Origin of the sequence: Mycobacterium colombiense CECT 3035 (assembly GCF_002105755.1) — a bacterium.
Lineage (GTDB): Bacteria > Actinomycetota > Actinomycetes > Mycobacteriales > Mycobacteriaceae > Mycobacterium > Mycobacterium colombiense.
Window position 1 is genome coordinate 5,039,206 of sequence record NZ_CP020821.1, and the last position, 15,434, is coordinate 5,054,639.

Consider the following 15,434-nt stretch of genomic DNA (forward strand, 5'->3'; position numbering starts at 1 on the left):
GTATGCGATCGGCCGGCACGAAATTCGGTGTCGTGGGACTCGTTGTCCTCGTCCTCGCGGCGTACGTGGTAGCGGTCGGCTTGTACGCGCAAAGCGGTACCGGCCGGCGTCTGGACGCGAGCGCCCAGACCGCCGACGGCGACAAGCCGTCGGCGACGATCAACGTCGAAGACATCCAGTCCAACAACAGCGTGCTGGCGGTCAATCTGGCGTTCAATCCCGGATCGGCGTTGCTGGACCCGAAAACCCACCACCTCAAGGACGATCTCAGCCTGCGCGTCAGGTCCTCCGCGATGCCGTCCCGGCACACCTGGACCAAGGGCATGCTTCCCGGCCTGATGGCCGTCCCGCTGACCATCGCCGGCCAGATCGAGCGGTGGCCCTTCGACCAATACCGCTCGGGGCCGATCGAAGTCGAGATCTTCTACGGACCCGACACCGACCGGGCGCCCGACCACGTGCCGGTCACCTTCGTCGATCACCTTTCGGGGTGGCGGCTCTCCGCCACCAGAACCCAGGCGGACGGTCCCTACCGGCTGAACGTGCACCGCTCGCTGAGCACCGCGGCGTTCGCGATCGTCATCCTCGGTGTGCTCATCACGATCGCCAGTCTGGCTCTGGTGGTTGCGATCCAGACGGCGCGCGACCGGCGGCCGTTTCAGCCCCCGATGACCACGTGGTACGCGGCCATGCTGTTCGCGGTGGTGCCGCTGCGCAACGCGCTGCCCGGCTCGCCGCCGTTCGGCAGCTGGGTCGACATCACCGTCGTCATCTGGGTGCTGGTCGCGCTGGCGGTCTCGATGATTCTCTACATCGGATGCTGGTGGCGGCATTTGAATCCGGTGCCCGCCCCCGCACCGGCGCAACCCGTGCCGGCGCCGGAACCCGCCCCCGCATCGGAACCCGCGCCGTCGAAGTAGCCGATCGCCGGCGGCGTGTTTGCCACCGAAGTTGTCCGGCGCCCCGTCGCGCGTGCGAAGGTTGATGTCGTGGCGCATCCCTCAGTTCGCAGACGAGTGCGCAGCATGACGCTGGCGGTCTGGCATTTCGTCATCAGCGCGCCGCTGACGTACGGCTGGCTGTTGGTGCTGATGATCACGACGATCATCCAGACCCATCTGACCGGCCGCGAGCTGCACTCGGTACTGCTGCACCGCTCCACCAACATTCACGAGCTGGGCCGGGATCCGCTCGACGTCCTGTTCTCCAGCCTGCTGTGGATCGACGGCAAAAACTTCGAGCCCTACCTGCTGCTGTTCACCCTGTTTCTCGCGCCGGCCGAACACTGGCTCGGCCAGCTGCGCTGGCTCACTGTGGGATTGAGCTCGCACATCCTCGCCACCTACATCAGCGAAGGCATCCTCTACTTCGCGATCGAGGAACACGACGCCTCGCAGCGGCTGGTGCACGCCCGCGACATCGGGGTCAGCTATTTCCTCGTCGGCGTGATGGCCGTGCTGGCCTATCACATCGCCCCGCCGTGGCGCTGGGGCTATCTCGGGGTGCTGTTCATCATCTTCGGTTTCCCGCTGATCACGATGGGCAGCGAACTGAACTTCACCGCGATCGGGCACTTCACCTCGATCCTCATCGGCTTGTGCTTCTACCCGATGACGCGTACCCGCTCCAAAGGCAGCCGGCAGCTGAGTCCGGCGCGCCTGCGGGCGATGGTGCGACGCAATGTGCCGCCGGAGACGCCGACCTGATGCCGGCGCCGGCCGGCACCGAAAGACTCTGGGCGCCAAGGCGCTTTCTTGCGGTGCGCGCCGTGCGGCATGTCGTTGCGGCGAGCGCGGCTGTACACGGCGACGCTGACACGTAATCTGACTCTGATGCGGCATTACTACTCCGTAGACGCGATCCGCCAGGCCGAGGCGCCGCTGCTGGCCAGCCTGCCCGACGGCGCGCTGATGCGGCGCGCGGCCTACGGGCTGGCCGCCGAGATCATCGGCGAGTTGGCCGCCCGCACCGGCGGGGTAGCCGGGCGGCGTGTGTGCGCGGTCGTCGGCTCCGGAGACAACGGCGGTGACGCGCTGTGGGCGGCCACCTTCCTGCGCCGGCGCGGCGCGGCCGCCGACGCGATCCTGCTCAACCCGGAGCGCACGCACCGCAAGGGGCTGGCGGCGTTTCGCAAGGCGGGCGGTCGCGTCGTCGAAAGTGTCTCGCCGGCAACCGATCTCGTCATCGACGGCGTGGTGGGCATCTCCGGCTCCGGGGCGCTGCGACCCGCGGCGGCCGAGGTGTTCGCCGCGGTCGACCACGCGAGAATCCCGGTGATCGCCGTCGACATCCCCAGCGGCATCGACGCGGCGACCGGGGCGACGAGCGGTCCCGCGGTGCACGCCGTGCTCACCGTCACCTTCGGTGGGCTCAAGCCCGTGCACGCCCTGGGCGACTGCGGGCGGGTGAGGCTGATCGACATCGGGCTGGACCTGCCCGACACCGACGTGCTGGGGTTCGAGGCCGCCGACGTGGCCGCCCGCTGGCCGGTGCCCGGGCCGCACGACGACAAGTACACCCAGGGCGTCACCGGGGTGATGGCCGGCTCGTCGACGTATCCCGGGGCCGCGGTGCTGTGCACCGGGGCCGCCGTCGCGGCGACCTCCGGCATGGTCCGCTACGCCGGCAGCGCGCACCGCGAGGTGCTCGCGCACTGGCCCGAGGTGATCGCCTCGCCCACCCCCGCGTCGGCCGGGCGGGTGCAGTCCTGGGTCGTCGGGCCGGGATTGGGCACCGACGACGCCGGGGCCGCGGCGCTGTGGTTCGCGCTGGAAACCGACCTGCCGGTGATCGTGGACGCGGACGGGCTGACCATCCTGGCGGCACATCCCCAGCTGGTGGCCGACCGCGCCGCACCGACGGTGCTCACTCCGCACGCGGGTGAATTCGCCCGGCTGGCGGGTAACCCTCCCGGTGATGACCGGGTGGGTGCGTGCCGCAAGCTGGCGGACGCGTTTGGCGCCACGGTGCTGCTCAAGGGCAACGTCACGGTCATCGCCGACCCGGGCGGCCCCGTCTATCTCAATCCGGCCGGACAGTCGTGGGCGTCCACCGCCGGCTCCGGCGACGTGTTGTCCGGCATGATCGGCGCGCTGCTGGCGTCGGGCCTGCCACCGGCCGAGGCGGCAGCCGCCGCGGCCTTCGTGCATGCGCGCGCGGCGGCCGCCTCGGCCGCCGACCCTGGCCCGGGCGAGGCGCCGACCTCGGCATCGCGCATGGTGCCGCACATCCGGGCCGCCCTGGCCGCCCTGTAGCAGCAGTAGACCTTCAGAAAGGATCTCGTTGTGCCGCAACACCCTTCCATGCCCGCGCACTCCATCGCACCCGCCTACACCGGCCGCCTGTTCACCGCGCCGGTGCCCGCCCTGCGGATGCCCGACGAGTCGATGGATCCCGACGCCGCCTACCGCTTCATCCACGACGAGCTGATGCTCGACGGGAGTTCGCGACTGAACCTGGCCACCTTCGTCACCACCTGGATGGACCCCCAGGCCGGGCGGCTGATGGCCGAGACATTCGACAAGAACATGATCGACAAGGACGAATACCCGGCGACGGCCGCCATCGAGCAGCGCTGCGTGTGCATGGTGGCCGACCTGTTCCATGCCGACGGCCTGCGCGACGACGACCCGTCCAGCGCGTGCGGGGTGTCCACCATCGGGTCCAGCGAGGCGGTGATGCTGGGCGGCCTGGCGATGAAATGGCGCTGGCGCGAGAAGGTCGGCTCCGGAAAGGACGGCTGGAAGGCGCGCACCCCGAACCTGGTGATGGGCTCCAACGTCCAGGTGGTCTGGGAGAAGTTCTGCCGCTACTTCGACGTCGAACCGCGCTATTTGCCCATGGAGGAGGGGCGCTACGTCATCACCCCCGAGCAGGTCCTCGACGCCGTCGACGAGGACACCATCGGTGTGGTGGCGATCCTGGGCACCACCTACACCGGTGAGCTCGAGCCGATCGAACAGATCTGTGCGGCGCTGGACAAGCTGGCCGCCGGGGCGGGGTGGACGTCCCGGTGCACGTCGACGCCGCCAGCGGGGGCTTCGTGGTGCCGTTCCTGCACCCCGAGCTGAAGTGGGACTTCCGGCTGCCCCGGGTGGTCTCGATCAACGTCAGCGGCCACAAGTACGGGCTGACCTATCCCGGCGTCGGATTCGTGGTGTGGCGCAGCAAGGAGTACCTGCCCGAGGACCTGGTATTCCACGTGAACTACCTCGGCGGCGACATGCCGACCTTCACGCTGAACTTCTCCAGGCCCGGCAACCAGGTGGTCGGCCAGTACTACAACTTCCTGCGGCTCGGCCGCGAGGGCTATACGCAGGTGATGCAGACGCTGTCGTCGACCGCGCGGTGGCTGGGTGAACAGTTGCGGACCGGCGAGCATGCCGAGTTGATCTCTGACGGTTCGGGCATCCCGGTGGTCAGCTTCCGGCTCGCCAAGGACCGCGGCTACACCGAGTTCGACGTCTCCCATGAGCTGCGCGGCTACGGCTGGCAGGTGCCGGCGTACACCATGCCCGACAACGCCACCCACATCTCGGTGCTGCGCATCGTGGTGCGCGAGGGCCTGTCCGCGGACCTGGCCCGGGCCCTGCACGACGACGCCCGCAGCGCGCTGGCGTCGCTGGACAAGCTCAAGCCGGGCGGGCACTACCGGGCCGAACACTTCGCGCACTAGCCCGGATTTTGTCACGCCGGGGGCTTTGTCACGCCGGCAACACCGGCCACACTGGTCCCGCGCCGCGGAGGCATGTGCGTGATGCCCGCCTCATAGCGACAACGCGGTTCCCTGGAGGCGGACCTCGGGCCGAGGCGACGGTTTGTCGCTGAAAGGCGGGCAATTCTGCCTCCACCTGCGGCCCGGGCGCGTGTGGCGGCTGTGACCATTGCGGCAACGCCGCCCCGGGTGTGAGCGGTCCGCCCGCCGTCGGCGAACGGGGTATCCGGCCGGTTCTGGGACAATGGCTGCTGCGAACTGACAGACATACGAGTGGAGCGCAACTTCCTTGGCCGTTACGCCGATATCCCTGACACCGGGCGTCCTCGCCGAGGCCCTGGTCGACCTGGGCGCGATTGAGCACAACGTGCGGCTGCTGTGCGAGCAGGCCGGCGGCGCGCAGGTGATGGCCGTGGTCAAGGCGGACGGCTACGGCCACGGCGCCCCGAGGACGGCGCGCGCCGCGCTGGCGGCGGGCGCCACCGAGCTGGGCGTCGCCACCGTCGCCGAGGGTCTTGCGCTGCGCGCGGCCGGAATCACCGCTCCGGTGCTGGCCTGGCTACACCCGCCCGGCATCGACTTCGGGCCCGCGCTGCTGGCCGACCTCCAGATCGCCGTGTCGTCGGAACACCAGCTCGACGAGCTGCTGGACGCGGCCCGTCGCACCGGCCGGACCGCGACGGTGACCGTCAAGGTCGACACCGGGCTGAACCGCAACGGGGTACCGCCGGGGCAGTATCCCGCGATGCTGACTGCGCTGCGCAAGGCGGTCGCCGAGGAGGCCATCGTGCTGCGGGGTCTGATGTCGCACATGGTGTACGCCGACCAGCCCGCCAATCCCGTGAACAACCTTCAGGCCCAACGATTCAGCGACCTGCTGGCCCAGGCGCGCGAGCAGGGTGTGCGGTTCGACGTGGCGCACCTGTCGAACTCGTCGGCCACCATGTCGCGTCCCGACCTGGCCTTCGACATGGTGCGCCCCGGCGTCGCGATCTACGGGCTGAGCCCGGTCCCCGAGCGCGGCGACATGGGACTGATCCCCGCGATGACGGTGAAATGCACTGTGGCGCTGGTAAAGTCGATTCGCGCGGGGGAGAGCGTGTCCTACGGCCACACCTGGACCGCGCAGCACGACACCAACCTCGCGCTCATCCCGGTCGGCTATGCCGACGGCGTCTTCCGGTCGCTGGGCGGCCGGCTGGAGGTGTTGATCAACGGCAAGCGGCGACCGGGCGTCGGGCGGATCTGCATGGACCAGTTCGTCGTCGACCTCGGCCCGGGCCGCACCGACGTCGCCGAGGGCGACGAGGCGATCCTGTTCGGGCCGGGCGCCAGTGGCGAGCCCACCGCGCAGGACTGGGCCGATCTGCTCGGCACCATCCACTACGAAGTGGTGACCAGCCCCCGCGGGCGGATCACCAGGACTTACCGCGAGGCGCACACCGTTGACTCCTGAGGAATCCCGCAGGCGCCGCAGGGGCAGGGCCTGGCTTGCGGGAGGTGCGGGGGTGACCGCCGTCGCCACCATCATCGGAGCCTCGGCCCGCCGGTCGATGACCCAGCGCGCCACGGTCGAAGACCCTTATGCCGATGAGGATTTCAACCGGCTCGAGGACGACGCCAGCCTGGTGGTGACCACGCCCGACGGGATACCGCTGGCGGTCCGCGAGGCCGGCCCGGCCGATGCGCCGCTGACCCTGGTGTTCGTGCACGGATTCTGCCTGCAGATGGGCGCCTTTCATTTCCAGCGCACGCGACTGCCCGATCAGTTGGGCCCCGACGTGCGAATGGTCTTCTACGACCAGCGCGGGCACGGCAGGTCCGGCGAGGCCGACCCGGAGACCTACACGCTGACCCAGCTCGGCCGGGACCTGCAGACCGTGCTGAACGTGGTGGCTCCGCGCGGGATGGTGGTGCTGGTGGGCCATTCGATGGGCGGCATGACGGTGTTGTCCCATGCCCGCCAATTCCCCGAGCAGTACGGGCGCCGCATCGTGGGCGCCGCGCTGATTTCCTCGGCGGCCGAGGGCGTTTCGAGGTCGCCGCTGGGTGAAATCCTGAAAAACCCTGCGCTGGAAGCCATCCGGGTCGCCGCCCGGTCCGCGCCCAAGCTGATGCACCGCGGCCGCAACGTGTCCCGCTCGTTGATCGGCCCGGTGCTGCGGGCCGCCTCGTACAGCGACCTACAGGTCAGCCGCAGCCTGGACGCGTTCTCCCAGCGGATGATGAACAGCACCCCGATCCCCACCATGGTCGGCTTCCTCGACGCGCTGGAAAACCATGACGAAACCGCCGGGCTGTGGACGCTGCTGCGCGTCCCGACCCTGGTCGCCTGCGGGGACCACGACCTGCTCACCCCGGGCGAGTACTCACGAAAGATGGCCGCCAGCCTGCCGCAGTCCGAGCTGGTCATCGTCGCCGGGGCCAGCCACCTCGCGCTGCTGGACAAGCCCGACGCCATCAACGGCGGACTGGTCCGGTTGATCAGGCGGGCCACCCCGAGCAAGACGGCGCTGCGGATACGGCGGATGCGAGAAAGGTTGCGCCGCCGTGGTTGAGGTTGATGGCGGCACCGCGACGCTGGAGCGGGTCGAGGACACCATGGCGCTGGGGTCGCGGCTGGGCCGGCACCTGCGGGCGGGTGACGTGGTAGTGCTCTCCGGCCCGCTTGGTGCCGGAAAGACCGTGCTGGCCAAGGGAATTGCCGAGGCGATGGATGTCGACGGGCCGGTCACCTCGCCGTCCTACGTGTTGGCGCGGGTGCATCCGCCGCGGCGCCCAGGCGCCCCGACCATGATCCACGTCGACATGTACCGGCTGCTCGACCACACCGGCAACCAGGGCGCCGACCTGCTCGGCGAACTCGATTCACTGGACTTGGACAGCGATCTCGACGACGCTGTGGTCGTGGTGGAATGGGGCGAGGGCCTGGTCGAGCGGCTCGCCGAGCGTCACCTGGACATCCGGCTGGAGCGCGTCACCAACTCCGACGTGCGGATCGCGACCTGGCGGTGGGCCGACAACGCCGACAACGCCGACAGCGAGGGCCATTCGTGAGTATCGTCCTCGCCCTGGATACCTCCACCCCGGCGGTGACGGCCGGCCTGGTGCGCCGTGACGACCTGAGCGTGCTGGCCGAGCGCGTCACCGTCGACCCGCGCGCCCACGCCGAACGGCTCACCCCGAATGTCGTTGCCGCCCTTGCCGATGCGGGGTTGACAATGGCCGACCTGGACGCCATCGTGGTGGGCTGCGGCCCGGGCCCGTTCACCGGCCTGCGCGCGGGGATGGCCACCGCCGCCGCCTACGGGCACGCGCTGGGCATCCCGGTGCACGGCGTGTGCAGCCTGGACGCCATCGGCGTGCGAACCACCGGGGACGCGCTGGTGGTCACCGACGCCCGTCGCCGCGAGGTCTACTGGGCCCGGTATCGCGACGGCGTGCGCACCCACGGTCCCGCGGTCAGCGCCCCGGCCGATGTCGACCCGGGCACCGCATCGGCCGTCGCCGGCTCGCCCGAACACGCCGGCCTGTTCGGCCTGCCGGTGCGCGAGCCCGGCTGCCCGACGGCGGCCGGATTGGTTGCGGCGGTTGCCCATTGGTCCGCCGATCCCGAACCGCTGGTGGCCCTGTATCTGCGCCGGCCCGACGCCAAACCGTTGGCGGCACGCCAATGACCGCCCACAGCGAGGCCGTCACCGTGGGCGGCCTGACCCGGGCCGACGCGCGGCGCTGCGCCGAGCTGGAGGCGCAGCTCTTCGACGGCGACGACCCCTGGCCGGCGGCGGCGTTCCACCGCGAATTGGCCAGTGCGCACAATCATTACGTGGGCGCCCGGGTCGGCGATACGCTGGTCGGCTACGCCGGCATCTCGCGGCTGGGCCGCACCCCGCCGTTCGAGTACGAGGTGCACACCATCGGCGTGGATCCCGCATACCAGGGCCGCGGCATCGGCCGCCGGCTGCTCGACGAGCTGCTGACCTTCGCCGACGGCGGCGCGGTGTACCTGGAGGTCCGCACGGACAACGAGGCGGCCATCGGGCTGTACGAGAGCGTCGGGTTCGAGCGGATCGGCCTGCGCCGCCGCTATTATCGTGTCAGCGGCGCCGACGCCTACACGATGCGGCGGGAGCCCACATGACAACCATCCTCGCGATCGAAACCTCTTGCGACGAAACGGGAATCGGTATCGCACGGCTGGACGCCGACGGTACCGTGACGCTGCTGGCCGACGAGGTGGCGTCCAGCGTCGACGAACACGTGCGGTTTGGCGGCGTGGTACCCGAGATCGCCTCGCGTGCGCATCTGGAGGCGCTGGGCCCCGCCATCCGCCGCGCGCTGTCGACCGCCGGGCTGGACGGGCCCGACCAAAAGCCGGACATTGTGGCGGCCACCATCGGGCCCGGGCTGGCCGGCGCCCTGCTGGTGGGAATCGCTGCGGCCAAAGCGTATTCGGCCGCCTGGGGCGTGCCCTTCTACGCGGTGAACCACCTGGGCGGGCATCTGGCCGCCGACGTCTACGAGCACGGGCCGCTGCCCGAGTGTGTGGCGCTGCTGGTCTCCGGCGGCCACACCCACCTGCTGCACGTGCGCTCGCTCGGCGAGCCGATCGTCGAGCTGGGCAGCACCGTGGACGACGCCGCCGGCGAGGCCTACGACAAGGTGGCACGCCTGCTGGGGCTGGGCTACCCGGGCGGCAGGGTGCTCGACGAGCTGGCCCGGACGGGCGATCGCGACGCGATCGCCTTCCCGCGCGGCATGACCGGGCCGCGCGACGACCCGTACGCCTTCAGCTTCTCCGGGCTCAAGACGGCCGTCGCGCGCTATCTGGAAAGCCACCCCGACGCCGTCAACGCCGACATCGCGGCCGGGTTCCAGGAGGCCGTCGCCGACGTGCTGACCAGGAAGGCGGTGCGCGCCGCCACCGCGCTCGACGTGCAGACCCTGCTGATCGCGGGGGGAGTGGCCGCGAATTCTCGGTTGCGCGAGCTGGCGGAGGAGCGCTGCGCGGCGGCCGGGCTGACGCTGCGGATCCCGCGGCCGCGGCTGTGCACCGACAACGGGGCGATGATCGCCGCCTTCGCCGCGCACCTGGTGGCCGCCGGGGCGCCGCCCTCACCGCTGGACGCCCCCAGCGACCCGGGCCTGCCCGTGGTCAAAGCACAGGTGAGCTGACGTTCGCTGAGCGCGGACACGCCAACCGGGAAGAAGCAGCAGGGCGCCCTTGAGTGCTAGCACTCGCATGTATAGAGTGCTAGGTGGCAATCGGCCAAGCCCTGTGTCGGCACCCGCGACGACGGCGCTCGGGCACGGACGGATGCCGAACACCTGATAACCCGGACGGTTCGGGCTCAACCCGTACCGTCCGTCAACTCCGGTCCGGGGACGTCCCGGACCCGACCCAAACACTGGAGGGCTCCAATCGTGGCGAAGGTGAAGATCAAGCCACTCGAGGACAAGATTCTCGTGCAGGCCAACGAGGCCGAGACCACGACCGCGTCTGGTCTGGTCATTCCTGACACCGCCAAGGAGAAGCCGCAGGAAGGCACCGTCGTCGCAGTCGGCCCCGGCCGGTGGGACGAAGACGGCGCGAAGCGCATCCCGCTGGACGTCTCGGAGGGCGACACCGTCATCTACAGCAAGTACGGCGGCACCGAGATCAAGTACGGCGGCGAGGAGTACCTGATCCTGTCGGCACGCGACGTGCTGGCTGTCGTCTCCAAGTAAGAACCGTGTACCGCCCCGGCGATCCCCGCGTCCCGCGCGGGTGATTTCCGGGGCGGCATGCGTTTGGACTAGTGGCGATCGCAAGCGCGGCGAAGCCGGGCGAAGCGGGTCGCCACCATTCACGCAAGGAGCCTGATGAGCAAGATCATTGAGTACGACGAGACCGCGCGTCGCGCCATCGAGGCGGGCGTGAACACACTCGCCGACGCCGTGCGGGTGACGCTCGGTCCGCGCGGCCGGCATGTGGTGCTGGCCAAGGCATTCGGTGGCCCGGCGGTCACCAACGACGGTGTGACCGTCGCGCGCGAGATCGACCTGGAAGACCCGTTCGAGAACCTGGGCGCCCAGCTGGTGAAGTCGGTGGCGACCAAGACCAACGACGTCGCCGGCGACGGCACCACGACGGCGACCGTGCTGGCGCAGGCGCTGGTCAAGGGCGGCCTGCGACTGGTCGCGGCCGGCGCCAACCCCATCGAACTGGGGGCGGGCATCAGCAAGGCCGCCGACGCGGTGTCCGAGGCGCTGCTGGCGTCGGCCACCCCGGTCTCCGGCAAGGACGCGATCGCGCAGGTGGCGACCGTGTCGTCGCGCGATCAGCTGCTGGGTGAACTGGTCGGCGAGGCGATGACCAAGGTCGGCACCGACGGCGTGGTCAGCGTCGAAGAATCCTCGACGCTGAGCACCGAGCTCGAATTCACCGAGGGCGTCGGCTTCGACAAGGGCTTCCTGTCGGCGTATTTCGTCACCGACTTCGACGCCCAGCAGGCCGTGCTGGACGACCCGGTGATCCTGCTGCACCAGGACAAGATCAGCTCGCTGCCCGACCTGCTGCCCATGCTGGAGAAGGTCGCCGAATCGGGCAAGCCGCTGCTGATCATCGCCGAGGACATCGAGGGCGAGGCCCTGGCGACCCTGGTCGTCAACTCCATTCGCAAGACGCTCAAGGCCGTCGCGGTCAAGGCGCCGTTCTTCGGTGACCGCCGCAAGGCGTTCCTGGAGGACCTGGCGGTGGTGACCGGCGGCCAGGTGATCAACCCCGACGCGGGCCTGCTGCTGCGCGAGGTCGGCACCGACGTGCTGGGCTCGGCCCGCCGCGTGGTGGTCAGCAAGGACGACACCGTGATCGTCGACGGCGGCGGCTCCAAGGATGCGGTGGCCAACCGCATCAAGCAGCTGCGCGCCGAGATCGAGGCGAGCGACTCCGACTGGGACCGGGAGAAGCTGCAGGAGCGGCTGGCCAAGCTGGCCGGCGGCGTGGCCGTGATCCAGGTGGGCGCGGCGACCGAGACCGCGCTCAAGGAGCGCAAGGAAAGCGTCGAGGACGCCGTCGCGGCGGCCAAGGCCGCGGTCGAGGAGGGCATCGTCGCGGGCGGCGGCTCGGCATTGCTGCAGACCCGCAAGGCGCTGGAAAAGCTCCGCGCATCGCTGAGCGGCGACCAGGCGCTGGGCGTCGACGTCTTCTCCGAGGCGTTGGCGGCGCCGCTGTACTGGATCGCCACCAACGCCGGGCTCGACGGCGCGGTCGCGGTGCACAAGGTGACCGAGCTGCCCAACGGTCACGGCCTGAACGCCGACAAGCTGACCTACGGCGACCTGATCGCCGACGGCGTCATCGACCCGGTCAAGGTCACCCGCTCGGCGGTGCTCAACGCGGCCTCGGTGGCCCGGATGGTCCTCACCACCGAGACGGTGGTGGTCGACAAGCCGGCCGAGGAGGCCGATGACCACGGTCACGGTCATCACCACCATCACTGAGTGAGCAACGGCAAGCGCCCCCGGCCGCCTGGCCGGGGGCGCTTGTTTGTTTGCCGACCCCGCCAGACCGTCGACGCGCTGAGCGATCGGCCAATCAGCTTGACGGACAGGGGATTTCACGCGCTGAAGGGCAAGTCGGCGCAGGTACTGGTCTTCGGCATCGGCGAAGACGTCGCAGTCGATGTCGGTTAGGTAGTCTGCACTCGTATTCCGTACTCCACGAGGAGTGGCAGAACGTGACCCAAGTGATGGAAACCCAGGTCTGCGTCGCCGGCGGCGGGCCCGCCGGCATGGTTCACGCCCTGCTGCTGGCGCGGGCCGGAATCCGGGTGGTGGTCCTGGAGAAGCACAACGACTTCCTGCGCGACTTCCGCGGCGACACCGTGCACCCGAGCACCCTGCGCATCATGGACGAGCTGGGGTTCATCGACGAGTTCCTGCGACTGCCGCACACCAAGATCGACCGCGTCGCCTTCGACACCGACGGCTCGATTCGCACCTTCGGCAACTTCAAGGTGCTCAGGCGACTCGGTTTCAGACAGCCCTATATCGCCATGATGCCGCAGTGGGACTTTCTCGACTTCCTCGCCGAAAAGGCTTCCCGTTACCCCGAATTCACCCTGATCCGCAACGCGGAGGTCACCGGCCTGCTGTCCGACGGCGATCGGGTGACCGGGGCGTGCACGCCGAATCTTCAGGTGCGCGCCGAGCTGGTGATAGCCGCGGACGGACGCAAATCCGCGGTGCGCGCGGCCGCGGGGCTGCAGACCGCAGCAGCGCACTCCCCGATGGACGTGCTGTGGTTCCGGCTGAAATGGCGCCCCGGCGACCCCGAGGAACTGTTCGCGGTGCTGCGCAAGGGCCTGATGATGGCCATGATCTACCGGGGCGACTACTGGCAGATCGCCTATCTGATGCCGAAGGGATCGAACCCCCGGGACGGATCCCTGGAGGAGTTCAAGGAGCGGATCGTCACCGCGCAACCGCGGCTGCGCGAGCACGTCAACGACCTGAACTCGTGGGACGACACCAGCGAGCTCGACGTGCGGGTGGACCGGCTCGACACGTGGTGGCGGACCGGCCTGCTCTGCATCGGCGACGCCGCGCATGCCATGTCGCCGGCGGGCGGCGTCGGCATCAACCTCGCCGTCGCCGACGCGGTGGCCGCCGCCAACGCCTTGTGCGCCCCGCTGCGCGACGGACGGCTGACCGACAACGACCTCGCGAAGGTGCAGCGGCGGCGCGAGCTGCCCACCCGGATCGTCCAGGCATTCCAGGTGCTGATGCAAGACAACGCGATCGCGCCCAATCTGAGCGGTGACCTTTCCCCGATTCGCGTGCCCAAGATCGTGGGTTTTGGTCCGCTGCAAGCGATTCCGCCGATTTTCGTCGGGCGGGGTTTCCGGCCCGAGCATGTCCGCACGCCGGACGTACACGCGCGGTAGCGCGCCGTCAGAGCCCGACGATGACGATCACGACGCCGGCCACCATCGCCAGCGACAGCGATATCAGCAAAAAGTTGACGAGCCCCTCTTTGCCCGCCGACGCCTCGTGGTCGCCGGTCGCGATCGGCGCGAACCTGCGGCCGGCGCCCCATGCCGCCGCCAGCAGCGTCGCCAACCAGTTCGCGTAGCCGGCGTAGGCGACGAGTGCGACCGCCGCGACCCCCCACGCGTAGGGCAACCGAAGGTGTGGCCAGAGCAGGCCGAGGAGCACGAGGAACATGCCGTTGAGCACCGCCTCGAGGTGGCTCGACAGGGCCATCCGTGGGTTCTTCAGTGCGGGCACGGCCAGCCCGGTGAGCAGCCCGAGCAGGAACAACACCAACCCGAGCGCGAACAGCAGCGTCTGCATGTCAGCACCCTAGGGACGGCAGACCGGGCGCGCCCCGAAATGACCGTTTTCGGGTGGCGGCCGCCCTAGCCGCCGTCGGGCAGGCGGTGCGAAACACCCCCGTTCCTTTGCGGATCGGGGGTGCTCCCTTTCATGGTGGTCTGGCGCCTCAGCGGCCCGGTGGATAGTACGGCGGGGTCGTGACGGTCGTGGTCGGTGCCGACGTCACGGTCGGGGTGCTGGTGACCGTGACGGTGCTGGTGCTCGTGCTCGTCGACGCCGGAGGCACCACGGTGGTGGTGGTGCTCGTCGTGACGCTGGTGGTCGACGAGGTCGTGGTCGCCGACGACGCCGCAATCACACCGCACGCCAGCCGCTTGCCCGATTCACCCGTCGGAGCGGTGGTGCCCAGATTGTCCGCCGTCTGGTGGATGATCAGCGCGGTACCCGAGCTGTTCCTCAGGTCGGCGGAGGTGAACGCGTTACTGGTCGTGACGAGTTTCGCCGAGCCGTCGGAGCGCACCTGCAGCGCGGTCAGGTCTCCGCTGGCGGGGTAGCTCGTGTGGTCGGCCGCCTGATAGACGCTTCCGGCGGAGTCGAAGTCTCCGGTCGAGCCCCCGTTGGGCGCAGAGGAATTGGGCTCGCATTTGCCCACGGCGTGGATCTGCAGGCCGTGGAAGCCGGGGCTGAGCACCTGGTTGGGGCCGGCTTCCACGGTCACGGTGGCGTAGCCGTTGGCGAATTCGAAGGTCGCGTTGGCGACCGGACTGCCGTCGGCCGTCTTCAGTTGGGTCGTCAACCGCTCCGCCCCGGGCGTCGAGCTGGTCAGCGGCGAGGTGTTGGGCTGGCTGCCTTGCTGATTCGAGCATGCGGCGAGCGGTGCAACGGTCGCGGTAAGCGCCGCGACCGCAAAGCATGCGGCCTTGTTCATTTGCGGTGCCTACCCACATCGACTCACGCCGAAACGGCGGTGGGTATCCGCCTACGCCGTGCGGCCCAGGCCGGGCGTCCTCAGGCCGAGCGGCGGATGGTGCGGCCGCGGCCGATGTCGCCCTTGAGCAGCAGGTCGCGCTCGGACTCCGACAGGCCGCCCCAAACCCCGTAGGGCTCACCGACTTCGAGGGCGTGCGAGCGGCACTCCTGGATCACCGGGCACTGCCGGCACATTTCCTTCGCGCGCTGCTCGCGTTGCATGCGGGCCCGGCCACGTTCACCGTCGGGGTGGAAGAACATCGATGAGTCAACGCCGCGGCACACGCCCTGCAGTTGCCAATTCCAGATGTCGGCGTTGGGTCCAGGTAGCTGTTCCGGCTGTGGCATTGGTTCGTTCCCTCTCTGCACCGCTCGCTCGAGGTCAGGATCGTGAAAGCGGTTGGGTGCAACTTAAATTAAGTGGAGTGGGGTC

16 protein-coding genes and 1 pseudogene are annotated in these 15,434 nt (G+C 69.6%); 14 read left to right on the plus strand and 3 right to left on the minus strand.

The window, feature by feature from the left end; translation table 11 throughout:
• Positions 1-2: 2 nt before the first annotated feature.
• The 14 genes and pseudogenes from B9D87_RS23830 to B9D87_RS23895 all read left to right on the plus strand — a co-directional run bounded on the left by B9D87_RS23830 (position 3) and on the right by B9D87_RS23895 (position 13,641).
• Positions 3-920, plus strand: a complete 918-nt coding sequence (locus tag B9D87_RS23830; protein ID WP_007773443.1) for a DUF4436 domain-containing protein — start codon at positions 3-5, stop codon at positions 918-920.
• A 69-nt stretch (positions 921-989) separates the two neighbouring features.
• Positions 990-1,706, plus strand: coding sequence for a rhomboid-like protein (locus tag B9D87_RS23835; RefSeq protein ID WP_372494557.1), 717 nt, complete (start codon positions 990-992; stop codon positions 1,704-1,706).
• A gap of 126 nt (positions 1,707-1,832) precedes the next feature.
• Complete coding sequence (locus B9D87_RS23840; protein WP_007773439.1) at positions 1,833-3,254, plus strand: NAD(P)H-hydrate dehydratase; 1,422 nt, start codon at positions 1,833-1,835, stop codon at positions 3,252-3,254.
• 48 nt (positions 3,255-3,302) lie between these two features.
• Positions 3,303-4,675, plus strand: a pseudogene (gene gad / locus B9D87_RS23845) (glutamate decarboxylase).
• A 328-nt stretch (positions 4,676-5,003) separates the two neighbouring features.
• Positions 5,004-6,170 carry an alanine racemase gene (gene alr, locus B9D87_RS23850; RefSeq protein WP_007773437.1) on the plus strand — a complete coding sequence of 389 codons (1,167 nt, stop codon included), beginning with the start codon at positions 5,004-5,006 and terminating at the stop codon, positions 6,168-6,170.
• A gap of 52 nt (positions 6,171-6,222) precedes the next feature.
• Positions 6,223-7,272, plus strand: coding sequence for an alpha/beta fold hydrolase (locus tag B9D87_RS23855; RefSeq protein WP_007773436.1), 1,050 nt, complete (start codon positions 6,223-6,225; stop codon positions 7,270-7,272).
• Between the two features lie 43 nt (positions 7,273-7,315).
• The gene (gene tsaE / locus B9D87_RS23860) at positions 7,316-7,771 is read left to right on the plus strand and encodes a tRNA (adenosine(37)-N6)-threonylcarbamoyltransferase complex ATPase subunit type 1 TsaE (RefSeq protein ID WP_052002552.1); all 456 of its coding nucleotides are present in this window, start codon (positions 7,316-7,318) and stop codon (positions 7,769-7,771) included.
• Positions 7,768-8,391, plus strand: coding sequence for a tRNA (adenosine(37)-N6)-threonylcarbamoyltransferase complex dimerization subunit type 1 TsaB (tsaB, locus tag B9D87_RS23865; protein ID WP_007773434.1), 624 nt, complete (start codon positions 7,768-7,770; stop codon positions 8,389-8,391). The genes tsaE and tsaB overlap by 4 nt, the downstream gene beginning before the upstream one ends.
• Positions 8,388-8,855 (plus strand): ribosomal protein S18-alanine N-acetyltransferase, encoded by a 468-nt coding sequence (gene rimI / locus B9D87_RS23870; RefSeq protein WP_007773433.1) that lies wholly within the window; start codon positions 8,388-8,390, stop codon positions 8,853-8,855. The genes tsaB and rimI overlap by 4 nt, the downstream gene beginning before the upstream one ends.
• Complete coding sequence (tsaD, locus tag B9D87_RS23875) at positions 8,852-9,889, plus strand: tRNA (adenosine(37)-N6)-threonylcarbamoyltransferase complex transferase subunit TsaD (protein ID WP_007773432.1); 1,038 nt, start codon at positions 8,852-8,854, stop codon at positions 9,887-9,889. The genes rimI and tsaD overlap by 4 nt, the downstream gene beginning before the upstream one ends.
• Before the next feature lie 249 nt (positions 9,890-10,138).
• Entirely contained in the window at positions 10,139-10,441 is a 303-nt protein-coding gene (gene groES, locus B9D87_RS23880; protein WP_007773431.1) for a co-chaperone GroES, read from the plus strand.
• Between the two features lie 135 nt (positions 10,442-10,576).
• On the plus strand, positions 10,577-12,196 hold the full coding sequence (groL, locus tag B9D87_RS23885) for a chaperonin GroEL (protein WP_007773430.1): 1,620 nt from the start codon (positions 10,577-10,579) through the stop codon (positions 12,194-12,196).
• Positions 12,197-12,388 (plus strand): hypothetical protein, encoded by a 192-nt coding sequence (locus B9D87_RS23890; protein WP_085382827.1) that lies wholly within the window; start codon positions 12,197-12,199, stop codon positions 12,386-12,388.
• Positions 12,389-12,432: 44 nt separating this feature from the next.
• A complete protein-coding gene (locus B9D87_RS23895; protein ID WP_274517474.1) occupies positions 12,433-13,641 on the plus strand; it encodes an FAD-dependent oxidoreductase in 1,209 nt (402 codons plus the stop codon).
• 7 nt (positions 13,642-13,648) lie between these two features.
• On the opposite strand, the gene B9D87_RS23900 is transcribed toward B9D87_RS23895, so the two are convergent.
• From B9D87_RS23900 to B9D87_RS23910, 3 genes are all read right to left on the minus strand, one after another.
• Positions 13,649-14,050, minus strand: a complete 402-nt coding sequence (locus B9D87_RS23900; protein ID WP_007773428.1) for a styrene oxide isomerase — start codon at positions 14,048-14,050, stop codon at positions 13,649-13,651.
• Positions 14,051-14,198: 148 nt separating this feature from the next.
• Positions 14,199-14,960 carry a superoxide dismutase family protein gene (locus tag B9D87_RS23905; RefSeq protein WP_007773427.1) on the minus strand — a complete coding sequence of 254 codons (762 nt, stop codon included), beginning with the start codon at positions 14,958-14,960 and terminating at the stop codon, positions 14,199-14,201.
• A gap of 80 nt (positions 14,961-15,040) precedes the next feature.
• Entirely contained in the window at positions 15,041-15,349 is a 309-nt protein-coding gene (locus B9D87_RS23910; RefSeq protein WP_007773426.1) for a WhiB family transcriptional regulator, read from the minus strand.
• Positions 15,350-15,434 lie beyond the last annotated feature (85 nt).

Bases quoted from the DNA above. Each gene is read 5' to 3' on its own strand.
- B9D87_RS23910 (WP_007773426.1), bottom strand. From the start codon at position 15,349: ATGCCACAGCCGGAACAGCTACCTGGACCCAACGCCGACATCTGGAAT.
- tsaE (WP_052002552.1), top strand. From the start codon at position 7,316: ATGGCGCTGGGGTCGCGGCTGGGCCGGCACCTGCGGGCGGGTGACGTG.
- B9D87_RS23840 (WP_007773439.1), top strand. From the start codon at position 1,833: ATGCGGCATTACTACTCCGTAGACGCGATCCGCCAGGCCGAGGCGCCG.
- B9D87_RS23905 (WP_007773427.1), bottom strand. From the start codon at position 14,960: ATGAACAAGGCCGCATGCTTTGCGGTCGCGGCGCTTACCGCGACCGTT.
- B9D87_RS23830 (WP_007773443.1), top strand. From the start codon at position 3: ATGCGATCGGCCGGCACGAAATTCGGTGTCGTGGGACTCGTTGTCCTC.
- tsaD (WP_007773432.1), top strand. From the start codon at position 8,852: ATGACAACCATCCTCGCGATCGAAACCTCTTGCGACGAAACGGGAATC.
- B9D87_RS23900 (WP_007773428.1), bottom strand. From the start codon at position 14,050: ATGCAGACGCTGCTGTTCGCGCTCGGGTTGGTGTTGTTCCTGCTCGGG.
- groL (WP_007773430.1), top strand. From the start codon at position 10,577: ATGAGCAAGATCATTGAGTACGACGAGACCGCGCGTCGCGCCATCGAG.
- rimI (WP_007773433.1), top strand. From the start codon at position 8,388: ATGACCGCCCACAGCGAGGCCGTCACCGTGGGCGGCCTGACCCGGGCC.